The sequence below is a fragment of the Bacillus sp. B15-48 genome, from assembly GCF_016879755.1.
Lineage (GTDB): Bacteria > Bacillota > Bacilli > Bacillales > Cytobacillaceae > Mesobacillus_B.
This window is the reverse complement of the sequence record NZ_WOFU01000002.1, coordinates 396,963-423,422: the sequence shown is the minus strand read 5'-3', so window position 1 is coordinate 423,422 and position 26,460 is coordinate 396,963. Positions and strand designations below refer to the sequence as shown.

Below are 26,460 nucleotides of genomic sequence, written 5' to 3'. Positions count from 1 at the left end.
AATGAAGATAGAAAAAGTATTATATCAATATTTTCGTTATTCCAATTTTCGTGAAGGCCAACGAGAAGTAATCGAGTCTGTTCTAAGTAAGAAAAACACAATTGCGGTGTTACCTACTGGAACAGGAAAATCATTATGCTATCAGTTACCTGGCTACATTTTTTCAGGCCACATTATCATTGTTTCCCCCTTGTTGTCTTTGATGCAGGATCAAGTAGAACAAATGAGAGCGATGGGAGAAAAAAGGGTTGTTGCTATTAATTCTTTTTTAACACGTGATCAAAAATTCAACATTCTAATGCATATTAAGCGGTATAAATTTATTTTTGTGTCTCCGGAAATGCTACAAACGATGAAGATTATTCAAATATTAAAGGAGTTAGAAATTTCCTTATTTGTCGTAGATGAAGCTCACTGTATTTCGCAGTGGGGCTATGATTTTAGACCTGATTACTTGAAGCTTGGTGAAATAAGGAATCAATTAGGAAAACCTCTAACAATCACTTTGACAGCTACAGCGACCGAGGAAGTTAGAAGAGATATCGCTCGCTATCTACACCTTGAATCATGGGAGGAGTTTATCTTTTCTGTAGATCGGCCTGAAATTGCCCTCGAAGTTGAGGAAGTGAGTCAACGAGAAAAGTGGGAACGGGCGGTTGAACTGGCTGGTCGCCTACAAGGCCCCGGTATTATTTATTTTTCAAGCAAAAGACTGGCAGAAAAAATGGCCAATAAGCTTCGTATACAAGGTGAGCAAGCAATGGCGTATCATGGTGGGCTTGATCCTGAGAGCAGGATCTTAATTCAACAGCAATTCATTCATGATCAACTAAATATTATTTGTGCCACCAGTGCGTTTGGAATGGGGATAAATAAAGATAATATTCGGTTTATTATCCATTATCATATCCCTCTTCAGTTGGAAGCTTATTTACAAGAATTCGGTAGAGCTGGGAGGGATGGAAAGGAGAGTATTGCGATTCTTCTATATTCTCCGGGCGATGAACAGCTAAGTTTCCATTTGGCTGAAAGTGAACTTCCAGAATATGAGCAAATCGATCACTTTTTTACACTCCTGAAGGAAAGTCAGCTTTCTTTTCGAGACCTGAAAGAACAGGAGCAGCTTATAGCCTCATGTAATTTTACTGAAACTCAGTGGCGAATTGTGGATTATTTTATCCATGAAACTGAGGGAACTGATTTTGAGAAAGTGAGTGAGCTTTTAAAGCAATATATTGTTAATCGCTTACAGGTGAAAAAAAGAAAAATTTTTGAAATGATTGAATATATCCAGGAAAACAATTGTAAAAGAAGTTTTCTGCTTCATTACTTCGGTGAAACCAGTGCTTCGAAAACAGAAAATTGTTGTAACAATTGTGGTTTTAGTATAGATGTTTTTATGAATAAAAATCTTCCAGCCGAAACCGTTTTGACAAACTACAATTGGAAAATCGATTTGGCCTCGATGCTATTAAGACAAGTGAGCGATGAAAATGAAAAAAAATGAATACAACCAGTTAATCAAAGGATTAACAGATAGGGAGCTTTTGTTCCATCTTTTCTTAACCCAAATTATCCTCCTTACGATCGCATTTGTTTTGGGGATTATCTTATTTGAAAATTTATTTGATTTGGTATCACTTTTCGAGTGGACTGACCCATATGTGTGGCAGATAGGCGTTTTAGTTGGGATTGCGATTGTTATAATTGACGTTGTTTTAATGAGATTTCTCCCTAAATCACTATATGATGATGGCGGTTTGAATGAACGGATCTTTCGTAATAAAAATATTATCCATATTGCTATTATTTCAGCTGTTGTCGCATTTAGTGAAGAAATTTTGTTTCGTGGAGTCATCCAAACCCATTTTGGCATCGTCATATCAAGTATCATTTTTGCCCTTGTCCATTATCGGTATTTATTTAATTGGTTTTTATTTCTTAACATTATCTTTGTCAGTTTCATAATTGGATACATTTTTTTAGTCACTGAAAATTTAGCTGTAACTGTTGCCATGCATTTTACGATTGATTTTCTTCTTGGTGTATTTATTCGTTATAGAACTTTAGGTAGGCAGGTTGATGTCTAATGAATAAAGAATATCCTTATCGTGACCAGGCAGAACGAACGCGGAAAAAGTTAGAACGTAAGGAGGAAATCAGAACTGATAGGGAGGAATTGCCCCCGCGGAATGAAGTACATAGAAAAAAGAATGGCTCTAAAAACAGTTGGAAGATCCAATATCCGATTATTCGGTTACTTGTCCTATTTTTTATATTGTTGCCAATCACCATTTATAGTGCGTACAATTATCTTAATGGTATAAACGAGAAGGTTAACATTCATCCAATTAAGTCATCAGGGTATGAAAAAATTAGTATAGAAAACGACTTAGACCATTCTAATCATAATCAAGTGGAAAACTCGTTACTTCCTGAGGCTAAGAACCTAACCGAATCAATCGAACCAGCGCCTTTAACTGAGGGGAATGAAATGTATGAAAGTAAGGGTTCGCTACAGTCTAATCAATTAAAAGAGATAGATAGTAGAGATGCGGTTGAAAAGAAAGAGGTTTCTGTCCCTGCAGCTCCGAATATTCAAGGGAGCGAGACTGAAGATCGAGAAAGAAAAGTAGAGGAAACACATGCAGAGGAAGTTATTTATCATACAGTTAAAAAGGGGGAAAATCTTTTCCGAATCTCCTTAAAGTATTATCGCTCCCAAGAAGGAATGGAGCTCATTCAAAAAAAAAATAATCTAAACGGAGATAATGTTCAAGCGGGACAAGTTTTAATCATCCCATTATTAGACTAGAAAGTCAGATTTCCTCTGGCTTTTTTTTTGTTTCCAAGCATAAGCATATTTATCAGGACAAGTTCATAATTTTTTATGAGGAGGGTGGATGATGGAACATTCAATTTTGGAGTTAGATGAACGGACGGATCAGGCAACTAAACAGATGCTACAAAATGTAGTAAAAAGAAAACGAAAGTATGATGATTTTAAAAATAATCATTTGATAATCATGGTGCTTACAATTGGCATGGCAGGAGTATTTATTTTATACTTATATCACACCACCATTAAACCTTATTCATATTCTTTTTACGAAATATTTTCAGCGTTTTTTAGTTATTCAGCTAATTTGTATCTTCTCATCTTAACTGGTGGTTTATTTGGATTAATGAATTTGTTACGAGAGAAGAGGGATAAAGCTGAAAAGGAATATCATGCGCTAAGATGTGAAATTATAGATAAAAGCAAGGATTTATGGAAAAAAGAAGATGAATGGAAAAATAGACATCACGTATTTGAAATGATGAAGAAAAACTATGATATTAATCTTTATCATGAGAATAAATAAGGGAAAGTAACTTCAATAATTACTGATGTGTTAAAATTTCTATGAAGGAAAGTGCCTTTCATACGAAAGTATGGGGGGTTTTTTATTTCATATAGAGGGGAATGGATGTGGAAATCTTTTATGTCATTGTGTCCGTTCTGTTTTTAATTTTCGCTTGCCTTCTTATTTATATGTATAAGGAAGCGCATACGGATCGGACGATTGTACACCAACTATCTTTTCCCGATTTTCCAGTTAGTTTTAACCGATGGTCGATTTTTTTAATCTCCGATATTCATCGGCGTACGGTGTCCGAAAAGATGATTGCAAATGTAAAAGACAAAGCGGATATCGTAATCATTGGTGGAGATCTTGCGGAAAAAGGGGTTCAGCTCCAACAGGTGGAAGAAAATGTTCGTAGGTTATGCAAATTAGGTCCTACGTACTTTGTTTGGGGGAATAATGATTACGAGTTAGAACAAACCAGCTATAGAGAGCTTCTAATGAAATTGGGCGTAATAATCTTAGATAATCGCTCTGTTCAATTCCAATCCCCTTTAGGAGAAGCGTTTTTTCTTGTTGGTGTTGATGATCTTTCAACAAGGGGAGATCATTTACAAGAAGCTCTAAGAAAAGTAAAAAATACACATTTTAAAATTCTCGTTAGTCATGATCCGAGAATTATTCGGTCGGTAACAACTGAGCAAAACATTCAATTATTATTAAGCGGCCATACTCATGGTGGGCAAATTCGCATTTTCGGTTTCGGTCCTTATGAAAAAGGTGGGGTTAAGAAAGTCGGCAACACGACGTTATTTGTCAGTAACGGATATGGGACAACGGCTGTTCCGCTTAGACTTGGAGCAAAAGCCGAGACCCATTTGATTACAATTAGGCATTCTGATTCTGGTGGAGTGGAAAAAGGGGAAATATTGGGGGATTAGTTAAGTGATTATGCTTAACTCATGACAAAAGAACTCACCATCTTGGAATAAATTCATAGACTATAAACAAGAGTTCCGTTGACGGCAGGGGGCATAAATTATGCGCTTAGAAAGGTTAACATATAACAAAATTAAAATATTTCTAACGACGGACGATTTATCGGATCGTGGGTTGACAAAGGAAGATATATGGAAAGATTCAATGAAATGGAATCAACTTTTTCATGATATGCTCGAAGAAGCCAGTGATGAATTTGATTTAGAAATTCTTGGAACAGTTGCTGTAGAGATTTTTTCACTTCAAGCACAAGGCATGGTCATGATTGTAACAATGAATGAAGATTATCAAGAGGATTACGTAGATGATGGCTTTATTGAAATGCAAGTTACAATGGAAGGACGGGAAATTATCTTATTCGAATTTTCGGATATTGATCACGTCATCCAATTAGCGAAACGGATGTTTGATGCTGGTATTGAAGGCGGAAGCTTGTACAGCTTAAAGCAAATATATTATTTGTCGATGAATAATCACCAATTAGATGCTGAGAAAGCAGTTTCTTTATTAGCTGAATACGGTAACCCATCTATATTTAGTATTCATCGTTTGATGGAGTATGGAAAAGAAATCATTAAAGAAAATGCAGTCAAAGAGCTAGTGAAACATTTTTACTAAACAGCAGTCAGAATCGACTGCTGTTTCGCTTTTTTCTTGCATTAAAAAACGAAAGGTGTATACTATGTCATGAAAGCGTACTACAACCGTATTTAGGAGGATTTCAAGAATGGTAGCTGCACAAAATGACGGGAACGTAAATACAGATCAGAAATTTGACGTCCTGCGCTCTACGCAAACTGTAATTCATAAGGCTTTAGAAAAGCTTGGTTATCCGGATGAGGTTTTTGAACTTTTGAAGGAACCGTTAAGGATGATGACCGTAAAAATTCCTGTCAGAATGGATGATGGTAAGGTCAAAGTTTTCACTGGTTACAGAGCACAGCATAACGATGCAGTTGGTCCTACAAAAGGTGGAATCCGTTTCCATCCAAATGTTACCGAAAAAGAAGTGAAAGCGCTATCAATATGGATGAGTTTGAAATGTGGAATTGTAGATTTACCTTACGGTGGAGGAAAAGGCGGGATTATTTGCGACCCGCGAGATATGAGTTTTCGAGAATTGGAGCGTTTGAGTCGGGGTTATGTCCGTGCAATTAGTCAAATTGTTGGACCGACAAAGGATATTCCAGCTCCAGACGTCTTTACAAATTCGCAAATAATGGCGTGGATGATGGATGAATATAGTCGAATAGATGAATTTAATTCCCCTGGATTTATTACTGGGAAACCTCTTGTTCTCGGAGGTTCACATGGTCGCGAGTCAGCAACAGCTAAAGGAGTAACCATTTGTATCCATGAAGCAGCAAAGAAGCGGGGAATTGACTTAAAAGGTGCCAAAGTTGTTGTTCAGGGTTTTGGAAACGCTGGAAGTTTTTTATCAAAATTTATGCATGATGCAGGGGCAAAAGTCGTTGGAATCTCCGATGCGTATGGTGCACTATATGATCCAAATGGTCTTGATATCGATTATTTACTTGACCGCCGCGATAGCTTTGGAACGGTCACAAAACTTTTTAATAATACAATTACAAATAAAGAATTACTGGAATTAGAGTGTGATATTCTCGTCCCAGCTGCAATAGAAAACCAAATTACAGAAGAAAATGCACATAATATAAAGGCAAGAATCGTTGTAGAGGCAGCAAATGGTCCTACTACGTTAGAAGCAACAGAAATCCTCACGAATCGTGGCATTCTGTTAGTTCCGGATGTCTTAGCTTCTGCTGGTGGAGTAACGGTATCCTATTTTGAATGGGTTCAAAATAATCAAGGTTATTATTGGACAGAGGAAGAAATTGAAGAAAAGCTCGAAAAAGTAATGGTTAAAGCATTTGATAATATTTACAACACATCCCAAAGCAGACGAGTGGATATGCGTTTGGCTGCTTATATGGTTGGTGTTCGTAAAATGGCTGAAGCAAGCAGGTTTAGAGGGTGGATTTAATTCGCACGTTGAATCCTTTTAAAAAATCTCCTATCATTTAAGTAGGGGATTTTTTTGTTGAAAAAAACGCTTGATGTTACATAGGGAGGAAGAACATAATGTTAAAAATAAAAAATGAGGATGTTGTGATTGTTGGCGGTGGGCCATGTGGCTTGTCAGCAGCGATTGAATTAAAAAGGGTCGGTAAAAACCCTATCATCATAGAGAAAGGAAGCATAGTGAATGCGATATACCATTATCCGACACATCAAACCTTTTTTAGTAGCAGTGAAAAGCTTTCAATTGGCGATATTCCTTTTATAACAGAACAGCATAAACCTAAGCGTAATCAAGCTCTAGTTTATTATCGTGAAGTGGCAAAGCGAGAGCAGCTTCGGATTCAAGCTTTCGAAAAAGTTACGTCGGTCACAAAACAAGAAAATGGATTATATAGAATCGTTTCAGATAAAAATGTTTATCAAAGCTCTTATGTTGTCATTGCAACTGGTTATTATGACAATCCTAATTATTTGGGAGTTAAAGGGGAGGACCTCCCAAAAGTGTCCCATTATTTTAAGGAAGCACACCCATACTTTGACAGGGATGTGGTTGTTATTGGTGGGAAAAACTCAAGTGTTGATGCCGCTTTAGAGCTCGTAAAAGCTGGAGCAAAAGTTACCGTTTTATATAGAGGGAAGGAATATTCTCCGAGTATCAAACCATGGATTCTACCTGAGTTTGATTCACATGTCAGAAATGGGGTAATTAACATGCAGTTTAACGCCCATGTTAAGGAAATAAAGGAGAAGGAACTAATTTATGAACAAGAAGGCAATGAACGAAAGATTGAAAATGATTTTGTGTTTGCAATGACAGGTTATCATCCGGATCATCCTTTTTTAATGCAAATGGGCATCCAAATTGAAAATGATACCGGGCGTCCAGTATTTAATCCTGATACGATGGAAACAAATATCAAAGGGATTTTTATTGCTGGTGTCTTAGCTGCAGGTAATAATGCGAATGAAATCTTTATTGAAAATGGCCGCTTCCATGGTGGAAAGATTGCACGAGCGATAATAGCGGATAGAGAAATATAAGAATGGCTTGTTGGCAGGCTGCTTACGCAGTCTGCCAATTAAATTTTGATACCTTGATACTCATTTTTCTCTTTTGTAACCTCCGAAGTAGATGCGACTGACTTTAAAAACTAAATATCTTTTCAATTTCTTTCATATCATTCGTATTTGTAAGAGCAATCAACAATTTTATTCTAGCCTTTTGTCCGTTTAGGCCATTAGCAAAAATCACGCCCATTTCTTTCAAGCGTTTGCCACCGCCCGCATATGCATATGTATCCTGTACAATCCCATTAAATGCCCTAGAGACAATAACTACAGGGATTTGTGCTTCAAGCAAAGACTTTATCCCTGGCATTGTAGCAGGAGGCATGTTTCCCTGCCCGAGAGCTTCAATTACGATACCATCCACCTTTAAATCCCTTGCAGCTAAGAGGAGAGAGGAATCCATTCCGGTATGTGCTTTTAAAAGGAAAACCTGCTTGGAGGGATTAGAGATATTGTACTTTTTTCGAACGGATGGCATATGGTGGAAAAAAATGCCGCGTTTTGTAACGATTCCAATCGGTCCGAATTGTGGACTTTGAAAGGTTGAGACATTGCTTGTATGTGTTTTTGTTACATTCTCTGGCGTATGAATTTCATCGTTTAATACAACAAGTACCCCTTTATTCTGTGCTTCGTTACTTGAAGCAACTCTTATTGAAGAAATAAGGTTATAAAGGCCATCAGAACCTATTTCGTTACTTGAGCGCATAGCTCCGGTAACAACAATCGGAAATTCCACTTGAACTGTAAGGTCTAGGAAGAAAGCTGTCTCTTCAAGTGTATCTGTCCCATGTGTAATAACTGCTCCGTCTATTTCTGCTTGCTCGTTGTAGCGTTCGAGAATTTTTTTTAGGACGATCATTTCATTTGATGTGATATGTGGAGATGGAAGGTTAAACGGTTCTTCAATAATTAGGTTTGCTAAGCTGCTCAAAAGTTCTCCGACTTCTGTTAAAGGATTTTTCGCTCCTGGTTTCACATTGCCGCTTGTATCTTCACTCATTGAAATTGTTCCGCCAGTATGGATTAAAAGTATATTTTTCATTAATTGAAACCTCCTTGCAATTAAAACTAGATAATCCATTTTCTTTCTGCTTATATCGTGGTACGATTATAAAAAAATTGAAAAGAGGATCGCCGGATGCTTGGAATTGTTGCTGCTGGGATTGCTCCTGGCTTGGCACTCCTGAGTTTTTTCTACTTAAAGGATCAATACGATTCAGAGCCAATCTCTGTTGTGTTTAAAACGTTTATATTCGGTTCCTTGCTCGTTTTTCCAATTATGTTTATCCAGTATGTCCTTAAAGAGGAAAACGTAATGCAAGGATTATTTTTTGAGCCTTTTTTTACAATGGGCTTTCTTGAAGAGTTCTTTAAATGGTTCATCTTGTTTTACACCGTTTACCAACATGTTTCATTTGATGAGCCATATGATGGCATCGTTTACGGAGCAGCTGTTTCATTAGGTTTTGCTACTGTAGAGAATATTTTTTATCTATTTGCAAATGGATTAGAATATGCACTTGGCCGTGCGCTCTTACCTGTTTCAAGTCATGCATTATTTGGCGTTATTATGGGCTATTATCTTGGAAAAAGCAAATTCTCGACAGAATCAAAGAATAAAATGTTGTTTTTATCACTTTTTATTCCTGTTCTATTACACGGAAGTTACAATTATATATTAATAACACGTGAAGACTGGCTGTTATTAATGATTCCATTTATGGTTTTCCTTTGGTACTTAGGATTAAAGAAAGTAAAAAAAGCCCGGATAATGAGCACAAAACATTATCAAGAGAATCATGTTATGTTTGAAAAAACCTTTATTTCAGGGAAATGAGGTTTTTTTTTGTTTTTTAGTATAAAACCCCACATTTTACAAAATATAAGCTTAATCTAAATGTTACTAGTAAACATCATGGAGGGTTATTCGTGAAAATCCAATCGATTTTTAAAGTGGTTATAGTTCTAGTTCTAATTATCACTCTGTTTCCTTTTAGTAGTTTTGAGAAACAAGCAGAAGCATTTTCAGATCAAGTTATCCAACAGGGAGCCGTGGGAGATGATGTCTTAGAATTACAATCTAGGCTTCAGTATATCGGGTTTTACAATCGAGAAATTGATGGTGTTTTTGGCTGGGGAACATATTGGGCCCTTAGAAACTTTCAACATGAATTTGGGTTAAAAGTTGATGGACTTGCTGGCGAAAAAACAAAGGAAATGCTAGTTAGGGCAACCCAGTATCATGAAAACCATGTAAAAAAACAAATCAATCAGGGGAATAAGTTTAGCCACTACGGCGGGATGGATTTGAAAAAGCAAGGTGGTGTCCCGAAACAGAAAAAAGCTCAACCAGGTACGGAAGGTGAGCAGCCGAGAACACCGCAACAAGGAGACCAGGGACAACAACAGCAACAGACGCCAGAACAAGGAGACCAGGGACAGCAACAGCAACAGACGCCAGAACAAGGAGACCAGGGACAACAACAGCAACAAGCGCCAGAACAAGGAGACCAGGGACAACAACAGCAACAAGCGCCAGAACAAAATGGTGGTACATCAAAAGTAACAGCAGCGAATACACCGAATGGATTCTCGCAAAATGACATTCAGTTGATGGCGAATGCTGTGTATGGTGAAGCACGCGGAGAACCGTATGAGGGGCAGGTCGCGGTTGCTGCTGTCATTATTAACCGACTGGAAAGTGCAACATTTCCTAATACGGTTTCTGGTGTCATTTTTGAACCTCTAGCTTTTACCGCGGTCGCGGATGGTCAAATATGGCTTACACCAAATGATACCGCTAGAAAAGCAGTTTTAGACGCTATAAATGGAGTGGATCCCACTGGTGAAGCTTTGTATTACTTTAATCCAGACACGGCTACAAGCAGCTGGATTTGGGGAAGACCTCAAATTAAGAAAATCGGAAAACATATTTTTTGTAAATAGAGGTGGAGAATTTTGCTAAGAGGAATCTTGATTACGATTCTAACGATTGGAATTGCCGGTACAGCAGTTTGGGGCTATCAAGAACATCAAGAAAAAAATGCAATCCTACAAAATGCAGAAAATAATTATCAAAGAGCTTTTCATGATTTAACGTTTCAAATGGATTTATTAAACGATAAAATTGGAACTTCATTAGCGATGAGCTCTAGGAGCTCGCTATCACCTGCTCTTGCTGAAGTTTGGAAAATCACATCTACAGCACATAGTGATGTTGGGCAACTTCCCTTAACACTAGTTCCTTTTAACAAAACGGAAGAGTTTCTGGCGAATGTTGGTAATTTTGCTTATAAGACAGCCATACGTGATTTAGATGATGAGCCTTTAACTAATGAAGAATATGAAACGTTACAGTCTTTATATGAAGAATCAGCTAAAATACAAAATGATCTTCGAAAAGTTCAGCACATGGTGCTTAAGAATCATTTAACATGGATGGATGTAGAATTAGCATTAGCTACTGAAGGAGCACCAGCAGATAATACGATTATTGATGGTTTTAAAACAGTAGAGAAAACGGTAGAAAGCTATTCAGAAACAAAGTTTGGTGCTGGAATGGTTTCGTTGAAAAAAAAGGATGAGAATTTTAAGTATTTAAAGGGAAAAGAAATAGATCAGAATGAAGCGCTTGAAATTGCTAAAAAATGGGCTTCTCCGGGAGATAGAGTTGAGGAAAGAATCACTGAAAATGGAGAAGGTTCAAATTACGGATTTTTCAGTGTGGATTTAGAAGATAAGAAAAATAAGGTCCATTCGACAATGGACATTACAAAAAAAGGCGGTTATCCAATCTGGTTTTTAGTTTCCAGAGATGTAGATAAACAAAGTATTAGTTTAAATGAAGCTAGTGAAAAGGCAATTCAATTTCTAAAGGAACATGACTTTGAGGACTTAGATCTATTTGAAAGTGCACAATATGATAATATGGGTGTTTTTACTTTTGTAGGCACGAAAGATGATGTGAGAATCTATCCGGATGCAATAAGGGTTAAGGTTGCTCTTGATAATGGAGATGTGATCGGTTTTTCTGCTGCAGATTATTTAAAATCGCATCATGAAAGAGAGGTAGCTGAGCCAGTGTTGACTGCTTCTGATGCAAAGAAGAAAGTGAATCCGAATGTAGAAATTATGGAGGAGCGTTTAGGAGTCATCCTTAATGATTTGAGTGAGGAAGTATTATGTCATGAGTTTATAGGGGTTTTAGGGAATGATACTTATCGAATCTATATTAATGCAGAGAATGGCGTCGAAGAAAAAGTAGAAAAACTCCATAACGCAGAACAAATTTATGAGGACGTCGTTTGAGGAGGAAAAGGCTGCAGCCTTTTCCTCACTCGAAGTTTAAAAAGGGATAATTACTGTTTTATCTTCCCATAATAACAGGGAGGAGTGAGGGAAGTTTGTGAAAACAGTTGAGAGGATTTTGATTAAATTAGCTATTATTCAATTTGTTTTTCTGTTTATTACCCAGCTTTTCTTCCATCAGCTAAATGTTTTGCCTGAACTTAAAGTAATCACTCAATATGAAGGGGTAGTGAAGGAAAAAGGGACTGAATCGGTTGAAACGATATGGGGAAAGGGAAATTAGAAAGCAGGAAGATGACCTGCTTTCTTTTTCTTGTTAGTAGAAACTTATCTTGTGTTAAAATAAATAGTGGAGATTGTTTACACCTGTTGTAATAGGAGGCATTATGGATAGGAAAATATCAATAGCTATTGATGGACCAGCAGCTGCTGGGAAAAGTACGGTTGCCAAAATCGTGGCAGAGAAACTTGGGTATATCTATATTGATACCGGAGCGATGTATAGAGCTCTAACTTATAAGGCAATGAACAATGGTGTCGGTCTTGGGGATGAACAGGCTTTATTGAACCTTTTACTAAAATCAACAATTGAGTTATTGCCAGGGAAGGAAGGACAGCTTGTTTTTTTAGATGGAGAAAATGTTACAAATGTGATTCGAACAGCCATCGTGACCAATAATGTTTCGACCGTTTCTGCACATGAATTAGTAAGGAAAGAAATGGTAAAGCAACAACAGCAATTAGCTGAACAGGCCGGTGTTGTGATGGATGGAAGAGATATTGGTACACATGTCCTTCCGAATGCTGAAGTGAAAATCTTTTTACTTGCTAGTGTGGAAGAGAGAGCCCAACGAAGACATGATGAAAACTTGAAAAAAGGATATCCATCCGATTTAGAAAAGTTAAAAGATGAAATAGCGTTAAGAGATAAAATTGATTCTGAGCGCGAAGTCGCCCCATTAAAAAAAGCAGAAGATGCTGTTGAAATTGATACAACTTCTATGGCAATCCAACAGGTCGTTGATAAAATTGTAAAGCTTGCCTATGAAAGGTTTGGGGGAAAGTGACTTTTTATGATTTGGCAAAATCGGCTGTTTATGGGATATTTAAACCTTTTTATCGTGTCGAGGTGATTGGTAGAGAAAATATCCCATTAGATGGCGGAGTTCTTTTATGTTCCAATCACATTGATATTTTAGATCCAATCATCGTTGGGATGATGGCTCCTAGACCAGTTCATTTTATGGCTAAAGAAGAATTGTTCTCGCTCCCAGTTTTTGGGAAGATTATTCATCATGTTAATGCATTTCCGGTAAAAAGAGGGATGAGTGACCGTGAGGCACTAAGAAAAGGCATTTCTATTTTAAAAGAGGGAAAGGTATTAGGTTTATTTCCTGAAGGAACGAGAAGTAAAACGGGAGAATTAGGAAAAGGTCTCGCTGGCGCAGGTTTTTTTGGGCTCAGAACGGAAGCGCAAATTGTGCCTTGTGCAATAATCGGTCCATATAGACCTTTTCGAAAACTTAAAGTGGTTTATGGAAGGCCAATTAATATGGAACATTTAAGAAAAAATAAAGGCTCTGCTGAACAGGCTACTGAATTAATTATGACAGAAATTCACAGACTATTAAATGAAAATAAATAAATTATTTCTAAATATCATTTTGGGCAGTTCAGGAAAAAAGTGAAAAATATGTGTGATTGCGGTAACATTAGCGGGATTAAATAAAACTGAAACTGAACATAGTTTCACGCTTGACAAAAAAGCGGTTTTATAAGAAGTTAATGAAAAGAGACTTTTTTTGAATATTCTCTACCTATCGTAATCTGTGGCTAAAGCCATGTTCGATATGTTTAAGAGTAGTGATCGATTAAGGAGGAATACATATGTCAGAAGAGATGAATCAAATTGAGGTAAGTAATTTCCAAATTGGTGATCGAGTAAAAGCACGTGTAACCAAAGTTGAAGAAAAACAAGTGATTGTTGATATTGAAAATAATAAATTAGATGGGATTATCCCGATTAGTGAGCTGTCAAGCCTACACATTGAAAAGGCAGAAGATGCAGTGAAGGAAGATGAGGAGCTCGAACTGGAAGTTTTAAAAGTAGAAGAAGAGGCACTAATTCTTTCGAAGCGGAAGGTAGATGCTGAAAAAGCTTGGGATGTGTTGTTCGAAAAATATGAGAGCGGAGAAGTTTTTGAAGCAGAAGTAAAAGACGTAGTAAAGGGTGGTCTCGTCGTTGATCTTGGCGTGCGCGGATTTGTTCCTGCGTCATTGGTTGAAACTCATTTTGTTGAGGATTTCTCTGATTATAAGGGCAAAAATCTCACGTTTAAAATTGTAGAATTTGATAAAGAAAAAAACCGTTTAATTTTATCACATCGAGCAGTAGTTGAACAAGAACAGAATATGAAAAAGAAAAATCTATTAGAATCTCTAGAAGCTGGGCAAGTGGTTGATGGGGCGGTTCAGAGAATTACTGATTTCGGTGCCTTTGTCGATATTGGTGGAATAGATGGTCTTGTTCATATTTCACAATTATCACATCAACATGTTGAAAAACCATCAGATGTAGTACAGGAAGGACAAAAAGTCCAAGTGAAAATTTTAAGTGTTGATCGTGATAATGAAAGAATTTCTCTATCAATCAAAGAGACCCTCCCAGGTCCTTGGTCTGATATTGAAGAAAAAGCTCCTAAAGGAAGTACATTAGAAGGGGTTGTAAGACGTTTAGTGGCTTATGGAGCATTCGTGGAAGTATTTCCAGGTGTTGAAGGACTTGTCCATATTTCCCAAATTTCTAACCGTCATATTGGAACACCGCATGAAGTGTTAGAGGAAGGACAAAGTGTAAAAGTAAAAGTCCTTGATGTAAATAAAGTAGATCAACGTCTCTCACTTAGCATGAAGGAGTTTGAGGCTAAGGAGGAACCAGAAGTAACTGAATACGATATTCCAGAAGAATCAAAAGGCTTTCAATTAGGAGAAATGATTGGGGACAAATTAAAGAATTTGAAATAATACCCCACTAATTATTTCGGGTTCAACATGGCATACACTTGATCAAAGAGGAATCGATACAAAAAAAGTATAGCATAAGGAAAAAGTAAAGCTTCTGCCGATGGCAGAAGCTTTATTTATTTGGCCGTAAAGATCCGTAAGGTTTTTGACCGATAATGCTGGTAACGCGTTTTTTAATCCAAGTACACGTATTAAAAACACCAAATTCCATTGATATATTGCTAGTACTCGTAATAAAACGCTGTAAAAAGAGGTGTTAATCCGAGTACTAGCAATAAATTGAGATCAAAAACGACATTATAATCCCTGTACTAGCAATAAAAAACGGTCAAAAATCCGTTTATTCCAAGTACTAGTAAAAAACTAGCCTCATAATCACGGTTAATCCAAGTACTTGCAATAAAGGACCGGGCAGTTTAATATGCCCGGTTTTTCTTGTGCGACGGGCAGTTGCACCTTTGCAGGACCACTGCAAGAACTAACTTATATAGGTTGGGACACGCTACGGCGGTAAAACGGTCCCCGAATCCTGGAAGGTTATTTCTCTCGGAGGTGTAAGTCCTCCCATAGGAGTGCTGGCACAACCTATGAAGTCTAATCTAGGGCATTATTGTGAAGTAATGTCTGAAGGAGATGCGGAATGTCGAGAGAACCGTAGACGGATAAGCAGACCCAAATGCGAAAGCGTGAAGCACATACGGCCGGGTAAGTTGACGACTGTGCGAGAATAACGGGAAGTCCTCACTGTAAATTACAGGAGTCCTTTAATCAAAGAGCCAGCCGATTAAAGGGAGCTTATCAAGTGAAGGTGCTGGGTATGTTTAGAAGGAAAGTGTAATGACCCCGTGAGGTCTTCACTCTCAATTTCAGGTGGTGTCATATAAGAGTAATTCGAAGTTGACATTACGAGTGAAGAAGTCAGACGCTCTCATAGTACGGAAGTAAGAATGTGACTAAACACATTCCGAACGGAAGGGGATGCGACCTCGTGGTTCTACTCTAATAGAGGTGTGTAATGAAAACAGAACACGTTACCTCGGTAAAACGAACTGGATGTACACAATGAAAGGTGTGGAATAAGCATTGAATCAAGAACTGAAATTGAAATGGCATAGTATCTACGGACAAATTCTCTTTGACCGAAAACTAATGGCTGCCTGGGAAAAGGTAAAGTCTAACAATGGAGCTGGTGGAATCGATGGTGAGACCATTCAAAGCTACGAAGCTAACGAGAACGAGAATATCAATCAACTTCTTGCGAAACTTCGAGCGAAAGAATACACACCATCACCTGTCAGAAGACAGTATATTCCCAAGAAAAATGGAAAAATGCGACCACTTGGAATCCCCAACATTGAAGACCGCATTGTCCAACAAGCCGTAGTAAACGTAATAGAACCAAAATGTGAAGAATTTATTTTCCACAACTGGTCATGTGGCTACCGCCCAAATAGAGGTGCTAAAAGAGTAGTGCAGCTTATAATGTGGAACGTGGAAAAAGGCTATAACTATATCTATGATTGCGATATTAAAGGCTTCTTTGACAATATTCCACATAAGAAATTGATGAAGGTGCTTCAGAAATATATAGCAGATGGGACCGTCCTAGACCTTATCTGGAAATGGTTAAAAGCTGGCTATATGGAAGAAGGCAAATTCCATCAAACAGATTCTGGCACTCCGCAAGGAGGCGTAATTTCACCACTTCTTGCGAACCTCTATTTAAATGAATTAGATTGGGAACTAGACCTTAATGGAATTCGTTTTGTGCGTTATGCGGATGATTTTCTTCTATTTGCGAAAACAAAGGAAGACATCAAACGAGCCGAACAAATTACCAAAGGCAAACTAGCAGAATTGGGCTTAGAAATCTCTATCGAGAAGACCAAAGTCGTGGATTTTAACCATGATGATTTCGATTTCTTAGGATTCACCTTTGAACACTGGAGAAACCGAAAGAAAGATGGAAAACCATACTTCATAGCTAAACCTAAAGAGTCCACATGGGATGACTTTCGCCAAAAGATAAAAACCAAAACGAGAAAGACCTTTACATATAGTAAAGAGGTTTGGATAGAGAAAGTAAATCCTGTAATTAGAGGAAAAGTAAATTACTTTCTAACTCTTTGGGAAGCAATAAAGGCAAACGAAGAATATGGATTAAAAAGCAACTGCTACTTTAATGTCATTGGAAATGAATTAAAGGCAATTGATGGCTATATTAGAAGAAGGTTACGAGTATGCATGATTCATAAACACCCAAGTCAAAGAAAAGGGTGGACAATGACAACGAAATGGAATATCGAGTTCTTCGTTCGAATCGGATTGGTAGCGACTTTTCAATATTACTACGGAAAACAATATGGCTATACTCCAGAATCCTACATTGATTATATGAAGAAGAGCCAAGAGAAGAAACAACAAAAGAAGGTCCAAAAAGCAAAAGAACGCGGAAGGGAGTATTATACACCTGACCGCGTTCGCAAAATGAACTATGCACAAAGAATAGCAAAGTATTCAATGTAACACGTTGGTAAGCCGTATGCCTTAATAGGGCACGTACGGTTTGATAAGGGGGGAGCCTTGTGAAAGGTTTCCCTACTTTATCATTTGCTTTGTTTCCCATCATTTAGCCGGCGTGCTTCTTTAGGACTTTGCATTTTTGTTGCTCCATCAAAATGAAGTGCTTGATCACGGTCAGCTTCGACTCTGCCGCTTTCTCGCAATTTTTTTTCCTGCCTGTCTTTTCCCATTTTATTTCCACCTCCTCCTCATTAACATGGAACGCAAAAAAAAGTTTATTCAAAAAGATTAAAGTACATAAGAAGAAGAAATAATGGAAATGATAGGAGGAGACAGGATGGAGGGCATAATTTTTTATTGGTTCGCATGGATCGGTTGGATTTGGTTCACCTTTATAATGAATAAGACAAATAATGCTCGTTTTAGTCTATCCATTTGGGTACTCGTTCTTATTATCTCATCTCCATATAAGGTGGTGATATTGGAAATAGAGGTTTATATGAACGCATTTATCCTTTGGCTGTTTTTTATTTTTAGTACCTTCAGACTAAGTAATAGAGTGTTTTTTAGTGTGTTTTTTTCATCATTTATTACGATGCTTGGATATGTAAGCTTTTTGTTGTTTGAATTATTTGACCCTGTGTGGGTCGTTTTTGACCGAAAATGGATGATTGCTATTTCTGGTATTTTATTAAGCTCAATTCTGCAATCAAATTTATATTTGCGGTCAATCACTCTAGTATCAGGGATGCTTCTTGGGGAATTTCTATTTTCCGTTCTTCTTAATAGGCTTGGCTCTTCGTATCCTGTAGCTTCTCCAGCCTTTATGGATATTTTAGCGATAACAGCGATGACAATGGCGGTCTGGTTAGGTATAAATTATTTTGCACAAGTAACAGGCAGTTATATTTATCAAGGAAAGGAGAAGCAAAAATCATCATGACTGAATATACGCTCCCAATTGTATTTGGCATAGCTATGGGCACACTTTCAAGGTTATTTATGCTTCAAACCGATTATCGACAGTACCCAACGTATTTGCATGGGAAAATTATCCACTTAGCACTTGGATTCATAGCAGCTGGATTAGGAGCTGTTTTTGGCCCAGCCATTTTGGAAGAGGAGTTTACTGCAATTACTTTTTTAACAGTTGCAGCATCACAATTCCGTGAAGTTAGAAATATGGAAAGAAACACATTAACAGAGCTGGATAGTTTTGAACTTGTAACAAGAGGGAAAACTTACATAGAAGGCATTGCGATTGCTTTTGAAAGTCGAAATTATTTAGTTATCTTTACTTCACTAATTAGCACACTTGCATATCTGCTTTTTAATATTTGGATTGGCATCATCGGTGCCATTGCCGCAATGTTTTTATCAAAATTATTAATGTCCGGTGGAAAATTACAAGATATTGTTGAGGTTGAATATGTGGAACCTAGATTTGATGGCCCAGGACTGTATGTAGATAATATTTATATCATGAATATCGGTTTACCAGAGCGGCAGAAAGAGGTTTTGCAATATGGAATGGGGTTTATATTAAAACCGAAAACATTTGATGCAAGAGCAACAATTGCTAATTTAGGCCAAAGACAAGCGATTTTGCATGATGTTGCCACTGCACTAGGGGTACATCGCGATTCTGGTACGCCTGCTCTCGTCCCGTTGGCAAAACGCGATCTCAACGATGGACGTGTAGGAATCTTTGTTCTTCCTCAAGAGAGAGATATAGACAGGGCCATTCAAGTGATTGGAGATGTACCAACGCTTGAAAATGCCATACGGATGTCGACTGAGAAAGTGGGGATGAAAAATGGATCTTGAAAAATATATTTTAGCTGTTATCACAACAAATAGAAACAAAGTGCCCGCTGGAACAGGAGTATTCTATTGTGATACAAAAGAAGAATTAGAACATTTTGCTGCTAATCTAGAAGCAATTCTTGATGGAATAGCACATTCATTATCGGATGATTTATATGTCATTGTTAAACATTAGAATCGGTTTTTTCATTGCTTTATGAAATATTTTTGATAAACTGAGTAAGTTAGGCCCTTCTAATATTGGAAGGGTTTCTTTTTTAAGGGAAATCCTTTTATAATAAAAGAGGAGTAGGGACTAGTAATTTGTCAAATAAAGTGAAATTTGAAAGGGTGAAGTTCATGACGAAACCAGTGGTAGCCATCGTCGGTCGACCGAATGTAGGAAAGTCGACGATTTTTAATCGAATCGTTGGTGAACGCATTTCTATTGTTGAAGATATTCCAGGAGTAACAAGGGATCGGATATATAGCTCTGCTGAATGGCTGGCTCATAATTTTAATATTATTGATACAGGTGGAATTGATATTGGTGATGAACCATTTTTAGAACAAATTCGCCAACAGGCAGAAATAGCAATTGAGGAAGCAGACGTTATCATTTTCCTTGTAAATGGAAGAGAAGGTGTAACAGCTGCTGATGAGGAAGTAGCAAAGATTCTTTACAAATCAAAAAAACCTGTTGTCTTAGCTGTGAACAAAATAGATAACCCAGAAATGCGCGTCGATATTTATGATTTTTATGCTCTTGGCTTTGGCGAACCATTCCCGATATCTGGTGCACACGGCCTGGGCTTAGGAGATTTACTCGACGAAGCGGCGAAGCACTTTCCTAAACATGATTCAGGGGATTATGATGAGGATATTGTTAAATTCTCGCTAATCGGCCGACCGAATGTAGGAAAATCATCACTGACAAATGCATTGTTAGGTGAAGATCGAGTGATTGTAAGTGATGTTGCTGGGACAACAAGAGATGCCATTGATTCTAAGTTTACATATAACGAAAAGGATTATGTCATTATCGATACAGCTGGAATGAGAAAAAAAGGCAAGGTGTATGAAAGTACAGAAAAGTATAGTGTTTTACGTGCGTTAAGAGCGATTGAACGTTCGGATGTCGTTCTTGTTGTTCTAGACGGTGAAGAAGGGATTATTGAGCAAGATAAGCATATTGCAGGATATGCCCATGAAGCTGGTCGAGCTATCATTATTGTCGTAAATAAATGGGATGTTGTAGAGAAAGATGAAAAGACAATGAAAGAATTTGAGCAAAATATTCGTGAACATTTCCAATTTCTAAGTTACGCGCCAATTGTGTTTTTATCTGCAAAGACGAAAAAACGAATACATACGTTAATGCCGATGATCGATCTTGCAAGCGAAAACCACTCAAGAAGAGTACAAACAAATATTCTAAACGAAGTAATTATGGATGCGATTGCAATGAATCCAGCGCCAACAGATAAAGGAAAGCGGCTTAAAGTATATTATGCTACCCAAGTGTCAGTTAAGCCACCGGGTTTTGTCGTCTTTGTAAATGATGCTGAACTAATGCATTTTTCTTATCAAAGATTTCTTGAAAATCGTATTCGTGACGCATTTGGTTTTGAAGGTACCCCAATTAAAATTTTTGCTAGGGAACGTAATTAACTTTTTTAAGAAAAAGGTGATGGTAGTGGAACGAAAAGCAGGAAAAGTAGCTGTTATCGGTGCTGGTAGCTGGGGGACAGCATTAGCTATGGTCTTGGCAGATAATGGTCATGAAACGAGGTTGTGGAGCCATAACCCTACCCAAATAGACGAAATCAACAGTATACATACGAATGATAAATATCTTCCAGGTATTAAAATTCCTGAACTAGTGACAGGATACTTTGATTTAGAAGAAGCACTTTTTGGGATAGAAACAATTATACTTGCAGTTCCTACAAAGGCAATTAGAGAAGTGTTAAAAACAATTGTTCAAATTCAAAAAAAACCATTAGTAATTGTTCAGGTAAGTAAAGGAATTGAGCCAGATACATTGCTAAGAATTTCTGAGATGATTGAAGAGGAAATGCCTGAAGAACTACTTGAGGATGTTGTCGTACTGTCAGGACCAAGCCACGCTGAGGAAGTTAGTCTTCGTCACCCAACGACTGTGACTGTTTCAGCAAAGAATATGCAAACAGCGGAATATATTCAAGATTTATTTATGAATCATCATTTTCGCGTTTATACGAACCCTGATTTAATTGGTGTTGAAATTGGTGGAGCATTAAAAAACATCATTGCGCTCGCGGCAGGGATTTCAGATGGCCTTGGATACGGTGATAATGCGAAGGCAGCCTTAATCACACGGGGGTTGGCAGAAATAGCGCGTCTTGGGGTGAAAATGGGTGCAAAATCGCTCACCTTTTCAGGTTTGGCGGGGATAGGTGACCTAATTGTTACTTGTACAAGTGTTCATTCACGTAATTGGCGAGCTGGGAATATGTTAGGGAAAGGGCAAAACCTCGATGAAGTGTTAGAAAATATGGGAATGGTTGTTGAAGGGGTTAGAACAACGAAGGCAGCCTATCAACTTGCTGAAAAATATAATGTAAGAATGCCAATTACAGTTACATTATACGAAATTCTCTTTAGTGGCAAAAGCCCTAAAGATGCAGTAGATGGATTAATGTCACGTGTTAAAACCCATGAGTTGGAGGATTTAGCTGATATTCTTAGTAATTAAAATGCCCATTCTACATTTTATCAATAAAAATAGGCATTCGATGATACAGTTGGTTAACCGTTTGCATACAATGCATCGAAGCAACTGGTAGTTTGAACTGGGTGTATGGGTTATTTAGTCACTATTTTGACTGAGATAAAGATTAAGCCCCTTCTTTATCTCAGTTTTTTTATGCAAAAATCGCTCCTCTTGTCCATAATAGTCTGTTATATGTTATAATACTTTTCTGAAAAGGGGAGTGGTTTTAATGTCACCAGCTATGTTAAAAATGTATATTTCTTTCGCCGGAATGGGGTTCATGTTTTTATCACTCATAACGCTTTATTTTAGCCGCTACAGACTAAATGGGGTCTTAAAATTGATCACTGGCCTTGTTGCATATATTCTCATGTTTGCGGCTGGTTTAATTATTTTCTTTGTTGTGTTTACTGGCCCAACTAGTGACTAGTCTTAATCTTCGAACTGAGAGTAGGAAAAGAGATGTATAATTTGAAGTGGTTATTGCTAAGTTTTATGCTTATGTTTCTTCTTACTGGCTGCATGTATCCTGCAGAAAATCTAGCCCAAAATAAAATTCCATATCAAGATCAGTTAGATTCTGTTCAAAATGCAGTTAAGAAGTATCAAGAAGACAATAATGGAATTTTGCCAATTAAAACAAAAGATGCTGAAACGCCAATCTATCAAAAATACTTAGTTGATTTTAAGAAAATCGTTCCATCATACATATCTGCGGTACCTGGAAATGCTTTTGAGAATGGCGGTATCTTCCAATATGTGCTTATTGATGTGGAAACAACACCTACTGTCAAACTCTTAGATTTAAGAGTGGCAGATACGATTAGAGATATCAAGATGAGGTTGCAAGTAAATGAATACCCACCCTTTAAGGGGCAAGTTTCTAAAAATGTTTTCACTCTTGATTTTTCTAAGCTAGGTTTTTCTCAAGACCCAGTTGCCGTTAGTCCATTTACAGGCGGAAATCTTCCTTATGTGATTTCTGGTGACGGAGAAATTTATGTTGATTATCGGAGTGATCTTTACCAAAAATTAAGAGAAAAAGATAATAATAATCTAAAGCATGGTGATGATATCCGGTCGATTCTTACAGATGATTCAATGTTTGTGCCTGCGTATTCATTGCCTTACACAGTGGATGCTGACAATGGAGAACCAATCTTTTTAGATTATTAGGCATAACCCTTCTTCTGCAAAATATATTGTGGAAGAAGGGTTTTTTTCTTCAGGGAGTGACAGTGGGAAAGTGACCCGCATTTGTGGGATTGTAAAAACAAAAAATAAAAAAATGTCATAGAGGGATAGGACAACATCATAAATATATAATGTCCCAAATTACTAATAAGGATGATATTTTTTCCCACTAACTCTATGATCGGGAGGGGATCACTTGGAAAAGGTAGATATTTTTAAAGATATTGCCGAACGAACAGGCGGCGATATATATTTAGGAGTTGTCGGTGCTGTTAGAACGGGCAAGTCCACTTTCATCAAGAAGTTCATGGAGCTGGTTGTTTTACCGAATATAGAAAATGAAGCTGACAGAGCACGTTGTCAGGATGAATTGCCGCAGAGTGCTGCCGGTAAAACAATTATGACGACTGAGCCAAAGTTTGTGCCTAATCAAGCGGCATCTATTCATGTAGATGAAGGTCTCGATGTAAATATTCGGCTCGTAGATTGTGTTGGTTATACTGTGCCAGGTGCAAAAGGATATGAGGATGAAAATGGTCCGCGGATGATTAACACCCCCTGGTATGAAGAGCCAATTCCATTTCATGAGGCTGCAGAAATTGGAACAAGAAAGGTCATTCAAGAGCATTCAACAATCGGCGTTGTCATTACTTCAGATGGGACCATTGGGGATATTCCTAGAATGGACTATATTGAAGCTGAAGAAAGAGTGATTGAGGAGCTAAAAGAGGTTGGAAAGCCATTTATTATGGTTGTAAACAGTGCTCAGCCTCATCATCCCAATACAGAAACCCTAAGAGCTGACCTCGCCGAAAAATACGATATACCTGTTATATCTATGAGTGTCGAAGGGATGCGGGAAACAGATGTGTTAACTGTTCTTAGGGAAGCCTTATATGAATTTCCGGTTTTAGAGGTAAATGTAAATTTACCAAGCTGGGTTATGGTACTGAAAGAACATCATTGGCTTCGTGAGAGTTTTCAGGAAGCGGTGAAAGAAACAGTTAAGGATATTAAACGGTTGCGCGATGTCGATCGGGTTGTTCAGCAGTTCAGTGATTATGAATTCATTGATAAAGCAGGGCTAGCTGGAATTGAAATGGGGCAAGGAGTAGCGGAAATCGATTTATTCGCTCCGGATGAACTGTATGATGATATTCTTAAAGAAATTGTTGGCGTTGAAATCCGCGGGAAGGATCATTTACTTGAATTAATGCAGGACTTTGCTTATGCAAAAGCGGAATATGATCAGGTAGCTGATGCACTGAAAATGGTAAAGCAGACGGGATATGGAATTGCTTCACCTACACTAACGGATATGAGTTTAGAGGAACCAGAAATTATTCGTCAAGGCTCTAGATTCGGCGTCCGATTGAGGGCGGTTGCTCCATCAATCCATATGATTAAAGTTGACGTGGAGTCAGAATTTTCTCCGATTATTGGGACAGAAAAGCAGAGTGAGGAACTTGTCCGCTATTTAATGCAAGATTTTGAAGATGATCCATTGTCAATATGGAATTCAGATATTTTCGGCAGAAGTTTGAGTTCGATTGTTAGAGAAGGAATTTCCGCTAAGTTAGCACTTATGCCTGAAAATGCCCGTTACAAACTAAAAGAAACTTTAGAACGGATTATTAATGAGGGCTCTGGAGGATTAATTGCTATTATATTATAAATGACAGGCTCCGAAAAGGAGTCTTTTTTTGTTTTTTAAGGATGCTATTTCTTTATTTTTGTTGAATTGATGAAAAGATTACCAGATTTCTTTGTTTTTTCTTGATAAGCACAAATGATTATGATAATCTTTTAACAGAATTACGTTGCAGAACGGTTAAAACCCTTGTAATAATTGGGTTTTTCACGGGACATGGCATTTTTTTAATTAGATTTTCGTAAAAATTACTATCTATGTTAGAAAAATGTTCCAGCAGACGTATAGAATTCCTTCGTTTTGTTTAGAAATGTAATAAAGACGGTTATATTCTGAGCAACTATAGGCTTTTGGGAGGAGGTGAATGGCATGAACAAGACAGATTTAATCAATGAAGTAGCTGAAGCGAGTGAGCTTTCAAAAAAAGATGCAACAAAAGCAGTAGATGCTGTTTTTGATTCAATTTTAAAAGCATTAGCTAACGGGGATAAGGTTCAATTAATCGGTTTTGGTAACTTTGAAGTTCGTGAACGTGCTGCACGTAAAGGGCGTAACCCACAAACAGGTGATGAAATCGAAATCGCTGCAAGCAAGGTGCCTGCATTTAAACCAGGAAAAGCACTCAAAGATGCAGTGAAGTAATTCTATTACATAAAATTGTATTTAGATATTTGAAAGGCCGCGATGAAGCGGCCTTTTATTTTATTTTAGAGAAGCATTTAATTGGCTGTTATAACCTATATTTTTGCTTGAAGATAAAAAATTATGCTAAGATGGACATGTTATATTATATAAAAAGTAAATGACAGTTTTTTGGATTTTAGGAGGAAAAGGGAATGTCCAATGTGAATCATGCCCAAATTGAAGATGCGGTGCGTTTAATACTTGAAGCGGTTGGTGAAGATCCAACCCGCGAAGGTTTACTTGATACACCAAAACGAGTTGCAAGGATGTATGAAGAAGTCTTTTCTGGCATTAACCAGGATCCTAAAGAATATTTTGAAACTATCTTCGGAGAGGACCATGAAGAACTCGTCCTTGTGAAAGATATCCCGTTTTACTCAATGTGTGAGCATCATCTAGTCCCGTTTTTCGGGAAAGCGCATGTTGCCTATATTCCTAAGGGTGGAAAAGTTACAGGTTTAAGTAAATTGGCAAGAGCCGTTGAAGCGGTTGCAAAAAGACCGCAGCTTCAAGAACGGATCACTTCAACGATAGCGAATGCAATTATGGAAAAGTTGGATCCGCATGGAGTTATGGTTGTAGTAGAAGCTGAACATATGTGCATGACAATGCGTGGAGTGAAAAAGCCAGGCTCAAAAACCGTTACTTCAGCTGTAAGAGGGACGTTAGCTGAAGATGTGAATGCTCGTGCTGAAATCCTTGCGCTAATCAAAGAGTAGAGGGTGATGGTTATGGAGAAAAAAAATATCCAAAACACAGAATATATCGTAATAAAGGCGATTGAGGATGGAGTAAATGTCATTGGTCTCACTAGGGGAACAGACACGAGATTTCATCATTCAGAAAAACTTGACCAAGGGGAAGTAATGATTGCGCAGTTTACTGAGCACACTTCTGCCGTAAAAATTCGCGGTCATGCGAAAGTTTTGACTTCGTATGGAGAAATTATTAGTGAAAAAAAGGTTTGAAAAATGCGAGTATCATGTTGTTTCTTCCAGAAAAAGAGTTTAAATATCTAAATGTGATTAATTCGTCACCAAAGGAAGCAAATTTAT

The 26,460-nt window shown here is 37.6% G+C and carries 29 protein-coding genes; 27 read left to right on the top strand and 2 right to left on the bottom strand.

What is annotated here, in order from left to right; all coding sequences use genetic code 11:
- Position 1 precedes the first annotated feature (1 nt).
- The 8 genes from GNT69_RS07615 to GNT69_RS07580 all read left to right on the top strand — a co-directional run bounded on the left by GNT69_RS07615 (position 2) and on the right by GNT69_RS07580 (position 7,430).
- Positions 2–1,507, top strand: a complete 1,506-nt coding sequence (locus GNT69_RS07615) for a RecQ family ATP-dependent DNA helicase (protein ID WP_203554361.1) — start codon at positions 2–4, stop codon at positions 1,505–1,507.
- A complete protein-coding gene (locus tag GNT69_RS07610; protein WP_203554360.1) occupies positions 1,494–2,090 on the top strand; it encodes a CPBP family intramembrane glutamic endopeptidase in 597 nt (198 codons plus the stop codon). Before GNT69_RS07615 ends, GNT69_RS07610 begins: the two co-directional genes overlap by 14 nt.
- Positions 2,090–2,815, top strand: coding sequence for a LysM peptidoglycan-binding domain-containing protein (locus GNT69_RS07605; protein ID WP_203554359.1), 726 nt, complete (start codon positions 2,090–2,092; stop codon positions 2,813–2,815). The genes GNT69_RS07610 and GNT69_RS07605 overlap by 1 nt, the downstream gene beginning before the upstream one ends.
- A 91-nt stretch (positions 2,816–2,906) precedes the next feature.
- A complete protein-coding gene (locus GNT69_RS07600; protein ID WP_203554358.1) occupies positions 2,907–3,365 on the top strand; it encodes a YpbF family protein in 459 nt (152 codons plus the stop codon).
- Positions 3,366–3,472: 107 nt separating this feature from the next.
- Complete coding sequence (locus GNT69_RS07595; protein ID WP_481747607.1) at positions 3,473–4,288, top strand: metallophosphoesterase; 816 nt, start codon at positions 3,473–3,475, stop codon at positions 4,286–4,288.
- 100 nt (positions 4,289–4,388) lie between these two features.
- The gene (locus GNT69_RS07590) at positions 4,389–4,964 is read left to right on the top strand and encodes a genetic competence negative regulator (protein ID WP_203554356.1); all 576 of its coding nucleotides are present in this window, start codon (positions 4,389–4,391) and stop codon (positions 4,962–4,964) included.
- Positions 4,965–5,073: 109 nt separating this feature from the next.
- Positions 5,074–6,351: a Glu/Leu/Phe/Val family dehydrogenase gene (locus GNT69_RS07585; protein WP_203554355.1), complete on the top strand. Its 1,278-nt coding sequence runs from the start codon at positions 5,074–5,076 to the stop codon at positions 6,349–6,351.
- Positions 6,352–6,458: 107 nt separating this feature from the next.
- Complete coding sequence (locus GNT69_RS07580; RefSeq protein WP_203554881.1) at positions 6,459–7,430, top strand: YpdA family putative bacillithiol disulfide reductase; 972 nt, start codon at positions 6,459–6,461, stop codon at positions 7,428–7,430.
- A gap of 103 nt (positions 7,431–7,533) precedes the next feature.
- Here the strand turns inward: GNT69_RS07580 and GNT69_RS07575 are convergent, their stop codons facing one another.
- The gene (locus GNT69_RS07575) at positions 7,534–8,502 is read right to left on the bottom strand and encodes an asparaginase (RefSeq protein ID WP_203554354.1); all 969 of its coding nucleotides are present in this window, start codon (positions 8,500–8,502) and stop codon (positions 7,534–7,536) included.
- Between the two features lie 96 nt (positions 8,503–8,598).
- Between GNT69_RS07575 and prsW the strand changes: the two genes are divergently transcribed.
- The 8 genes from prsW to ltrA all read left to right on the top strand — a co-directional run bounded on the left by prsW (position 8,599) and on the right by ltrA (position 17,318).
- A complete protein-coding gene (gene prsW / locus GNT69_RS07570; protein WP_203554353.1) occupies positions 8,599–9,297 on the top strand; it encodes a glutamic-type intramembrane protease PrsW in 699 nt (232 codons plus the stop codon).
- Between the two features lie 122 nt (positions 9,298–9,419).
- A complete protein-coding gene (sleB, locus tag GNT69_RS07565; protein ID WP_343206476.1) occupies positions 9,420–10,406 on the top strand; it encodes a spore cortex-lytic enzyme in 987 nt (328 codons plus the stop codon).
- Between the two features lie 12 nt (positions 10,407–10,418).
- On the top strand, positions 10,419–11,768 hold the full coding sequence (gene ypeB / locus GNT69_RS07560) for a germination protein YpeB (RefSeq protein WP_203554352.1): 1,350 nt from the start codon (positions 10,419–10,421) through the stop codon (positions 11,766–11,768).
- Positions 11,769–11,865: 97 nt separating this feature from the next.
- The gene (locus GNT69_RS07555; protein ID WP_203554351.1) at positions 11,866–12,051 is read left to right on the top strand and encodes a DUF5359 family protein; all 186 of its coding nucleotides are present in this window, start codon (positions 11,866–11,868) and stop codon (positions 12,049–12,051) included.
- 103 nt (positions 12,052–12,154) lie between these two features.
- On the top strand, positions 12,155–12,835 hold the full coding sequence (gene cmk / locus GNT69_RS07550) for a (d)CMP kinase (protein ID WP_203554350.1): 681 nt from the start codon (positions 12,155–12,157) through the stop codon (positions 12,833–12,835).
- Positions 12,832–13,413, top strand: coding sequence for a 1-acyl-sn-glycerol-3-phosphate acyltransferase (locus tag GNT69_RS07545; RefSeq protein WP_203554349.1), 582 nt, complete (start codon positions 12,832–12,834; stop codon positions 13,411–13,413). Before cmk ends, GNT69_RS07545 begins: the two co-directional genes overlap by 4 nt.
- Before the next feature lie 242 nt (positions 13,414–13,655).
- Positions 13,656–14,792, top strand: coding sequence for a 30S ribosomal protein S1 (gene rpsA / locus GNT69_RS07540; protein ID WP_203554348.1), 1,137 nt, complete (start codon positions 13,656–13,658; stop codon positions 14,790–14,792).
- Between the two features lie 1,083 nt (positions 14,793–15,875).
- Positions 15,876–17,318 (top strand): group II intron reverse transcriptase/maturase, encoded by a 1,443-nt coding sequence (ltrA, locus tag GNT69_RS07535; RefSeq protein WP_203554114.1) that lies wholly within the window; start codon positions 15,876–15,878, stop codon positions 17,316–17,318.
- A gap of 80 nt (positions 17,319–17,398) precedes the next feature.
- On the opposite strand, the gene GNT69_RS07530 is transcribed toward ltrA, so the two are convergent.
- Complete coding sequence (locus GNT69_RS07530; protein WP_203554347.1) at positions 17,399–17,545, bottom strand: YpzI family protein; 147 nt, start codon at positions 17,543–17,545, stop codon at positions 17,399–17,401.
- A gap of 107 nt (positions 17,546–17,652) precedes the next feature.
- Between GNT69_RS07530 and GNT69_RS07525 the strand changes: the two genes are divergently transcribed.
- From GNT69_RS07525 to mtrB, 11 genes are all read left to right on the top strand, one after another.
- Positions 17,653–18,258, top strand: a complete 606-nt coding sequence (locus GNT69_RS07525; RefSeq protein WP_203554346.1) for a YphA family membrane protein — start codon at positions 17,653–17,655, stop codon at positions 18,256–18,258.
- Positions 18,255–19,142: a YIEGIA family protein gene (locus tag GNT69_RS07520; protein ID WP_203554345.1), complete on the top strand. Its 888-nt coding sequence runs from the start codon at positions 18,255–18,257 to the stop codon at positions 19,140–19,142. Before GNT69_RS07525 ends, GNT69_RS07520 begins: the two co-directional genes overlap by 4 nt.
- Positions 19,132–19,317 carry a capping complex subunit for YIEGIA gene (locus GNT69_RS07515; protein WP_203554344.1) on the top strand — a complete coding sequence of 62 codons (186 nt, stop codon included), beginning with the start codon at positions 19,132–19,134 and terminating at the stop codon, positions 19,315–19,317. Before GNT69_RS07520 ends, GNT69_RS07515 begins: the two co-directional genes overlap by 11 nt.
- 164 nt (positions 19,318–19,481) lie before the next feature.
- On the top strand, positions 19,482–20,792 hold the full coding sequence (gene der / locus GNT69_RS07510) for a ribosome biogenesis GTPase Der (protein ID WP_203554343.1): 1,311 nt from the start codon (positions 19,482–19,484) through the stop codon (positions 20,790–20,792).
- A gap of 19 nt (positions 20,793–20,811) precedes the next feature.
- On the top strand, positions 20,812–21,858 hold the full coding sequence (locus GNT69_RS07505; RefSeq protein WP_203554342.1) for an NAD(P)H-dependent glycerol-3-phosphate dehydrogenase: 1,047 nt from the start codon (positions 20,812–20,814) through the stop codon (positions 21,856–21,858).
- A 247-nt stretch (positions 21,859–22,105) separates the two neighbouring features.
- Entirely contained in the window at positions 22,106–22,306 is a 201-nt protein-coding gene (locus tag GNT69_RS07500; protein WP_203554341.1) for a DUF2768 domain-containing protein, read from the top strand.
- A gap of 32 nt (positions 22,307–22,338) precedes the next feature.
- Complete coding sequence (locus GNT69_RS07495; protein WP_203554340.1) at positions 22,339–23,052, top strand: hypothetical protein; 714 nt, start codon at positions 22,339–22,341, stop codon at positions 23,050–23,052.
- A 214-nt stretch (positions 23,053–23,266) separates the two neighbouring features.
- A complete protein-coding gene (gene spoIVA, locus GNT69_RS07490) occupies positions 23,267–24,745 on the top strand; it encodes a stage IV sporulation protein A (RefSeq protein ID WP_203554339.1) in 1,479 nt (492 codons plus the stop codon).
- A 345-nt stretch (positions 24,746–25,090) separates the two neighbouring features.
- Positions 25,091–25,363 (top strand): HU family DNA-binding protein, encoded by a 273-nt coding sequence (locus tag GNT69_RS07485; RefSeq protein WP_203554338.1) that lies wholly within the window; start codon positions 25,091–25,093, stop codon positions 25,361–25,363.
- A gap of 194 nt (positions 25,364–25,557) precedes the next feature.
- Positions 25,558–26,124: a GTP cyclohydrolase I FolE gene (gene folE / locus GNT69_RS07480; protein ID WP_203554337.1), complete on the top strand. Its 567-nt coding sequence runs from the start codon at positions 25,558–25,560 to the stop codon at positions 26,122–26,124.
- Between the two features lie 12 nt (positions 26,125–26,136).
- On the top strand, positions 26,137–26,373 hold the full coding sequence (gene mtrB, locus GNT69_RS07475; protein WP_203554336.1) for a trp RNA-binding attenuation protein MtrB: 237 nt from the start codon (positions 26,137–26,139) through the stop codon (positions 26,371–26,373).
- Positions 26,374–26,460: the final 87 nt, after the last annotated feature.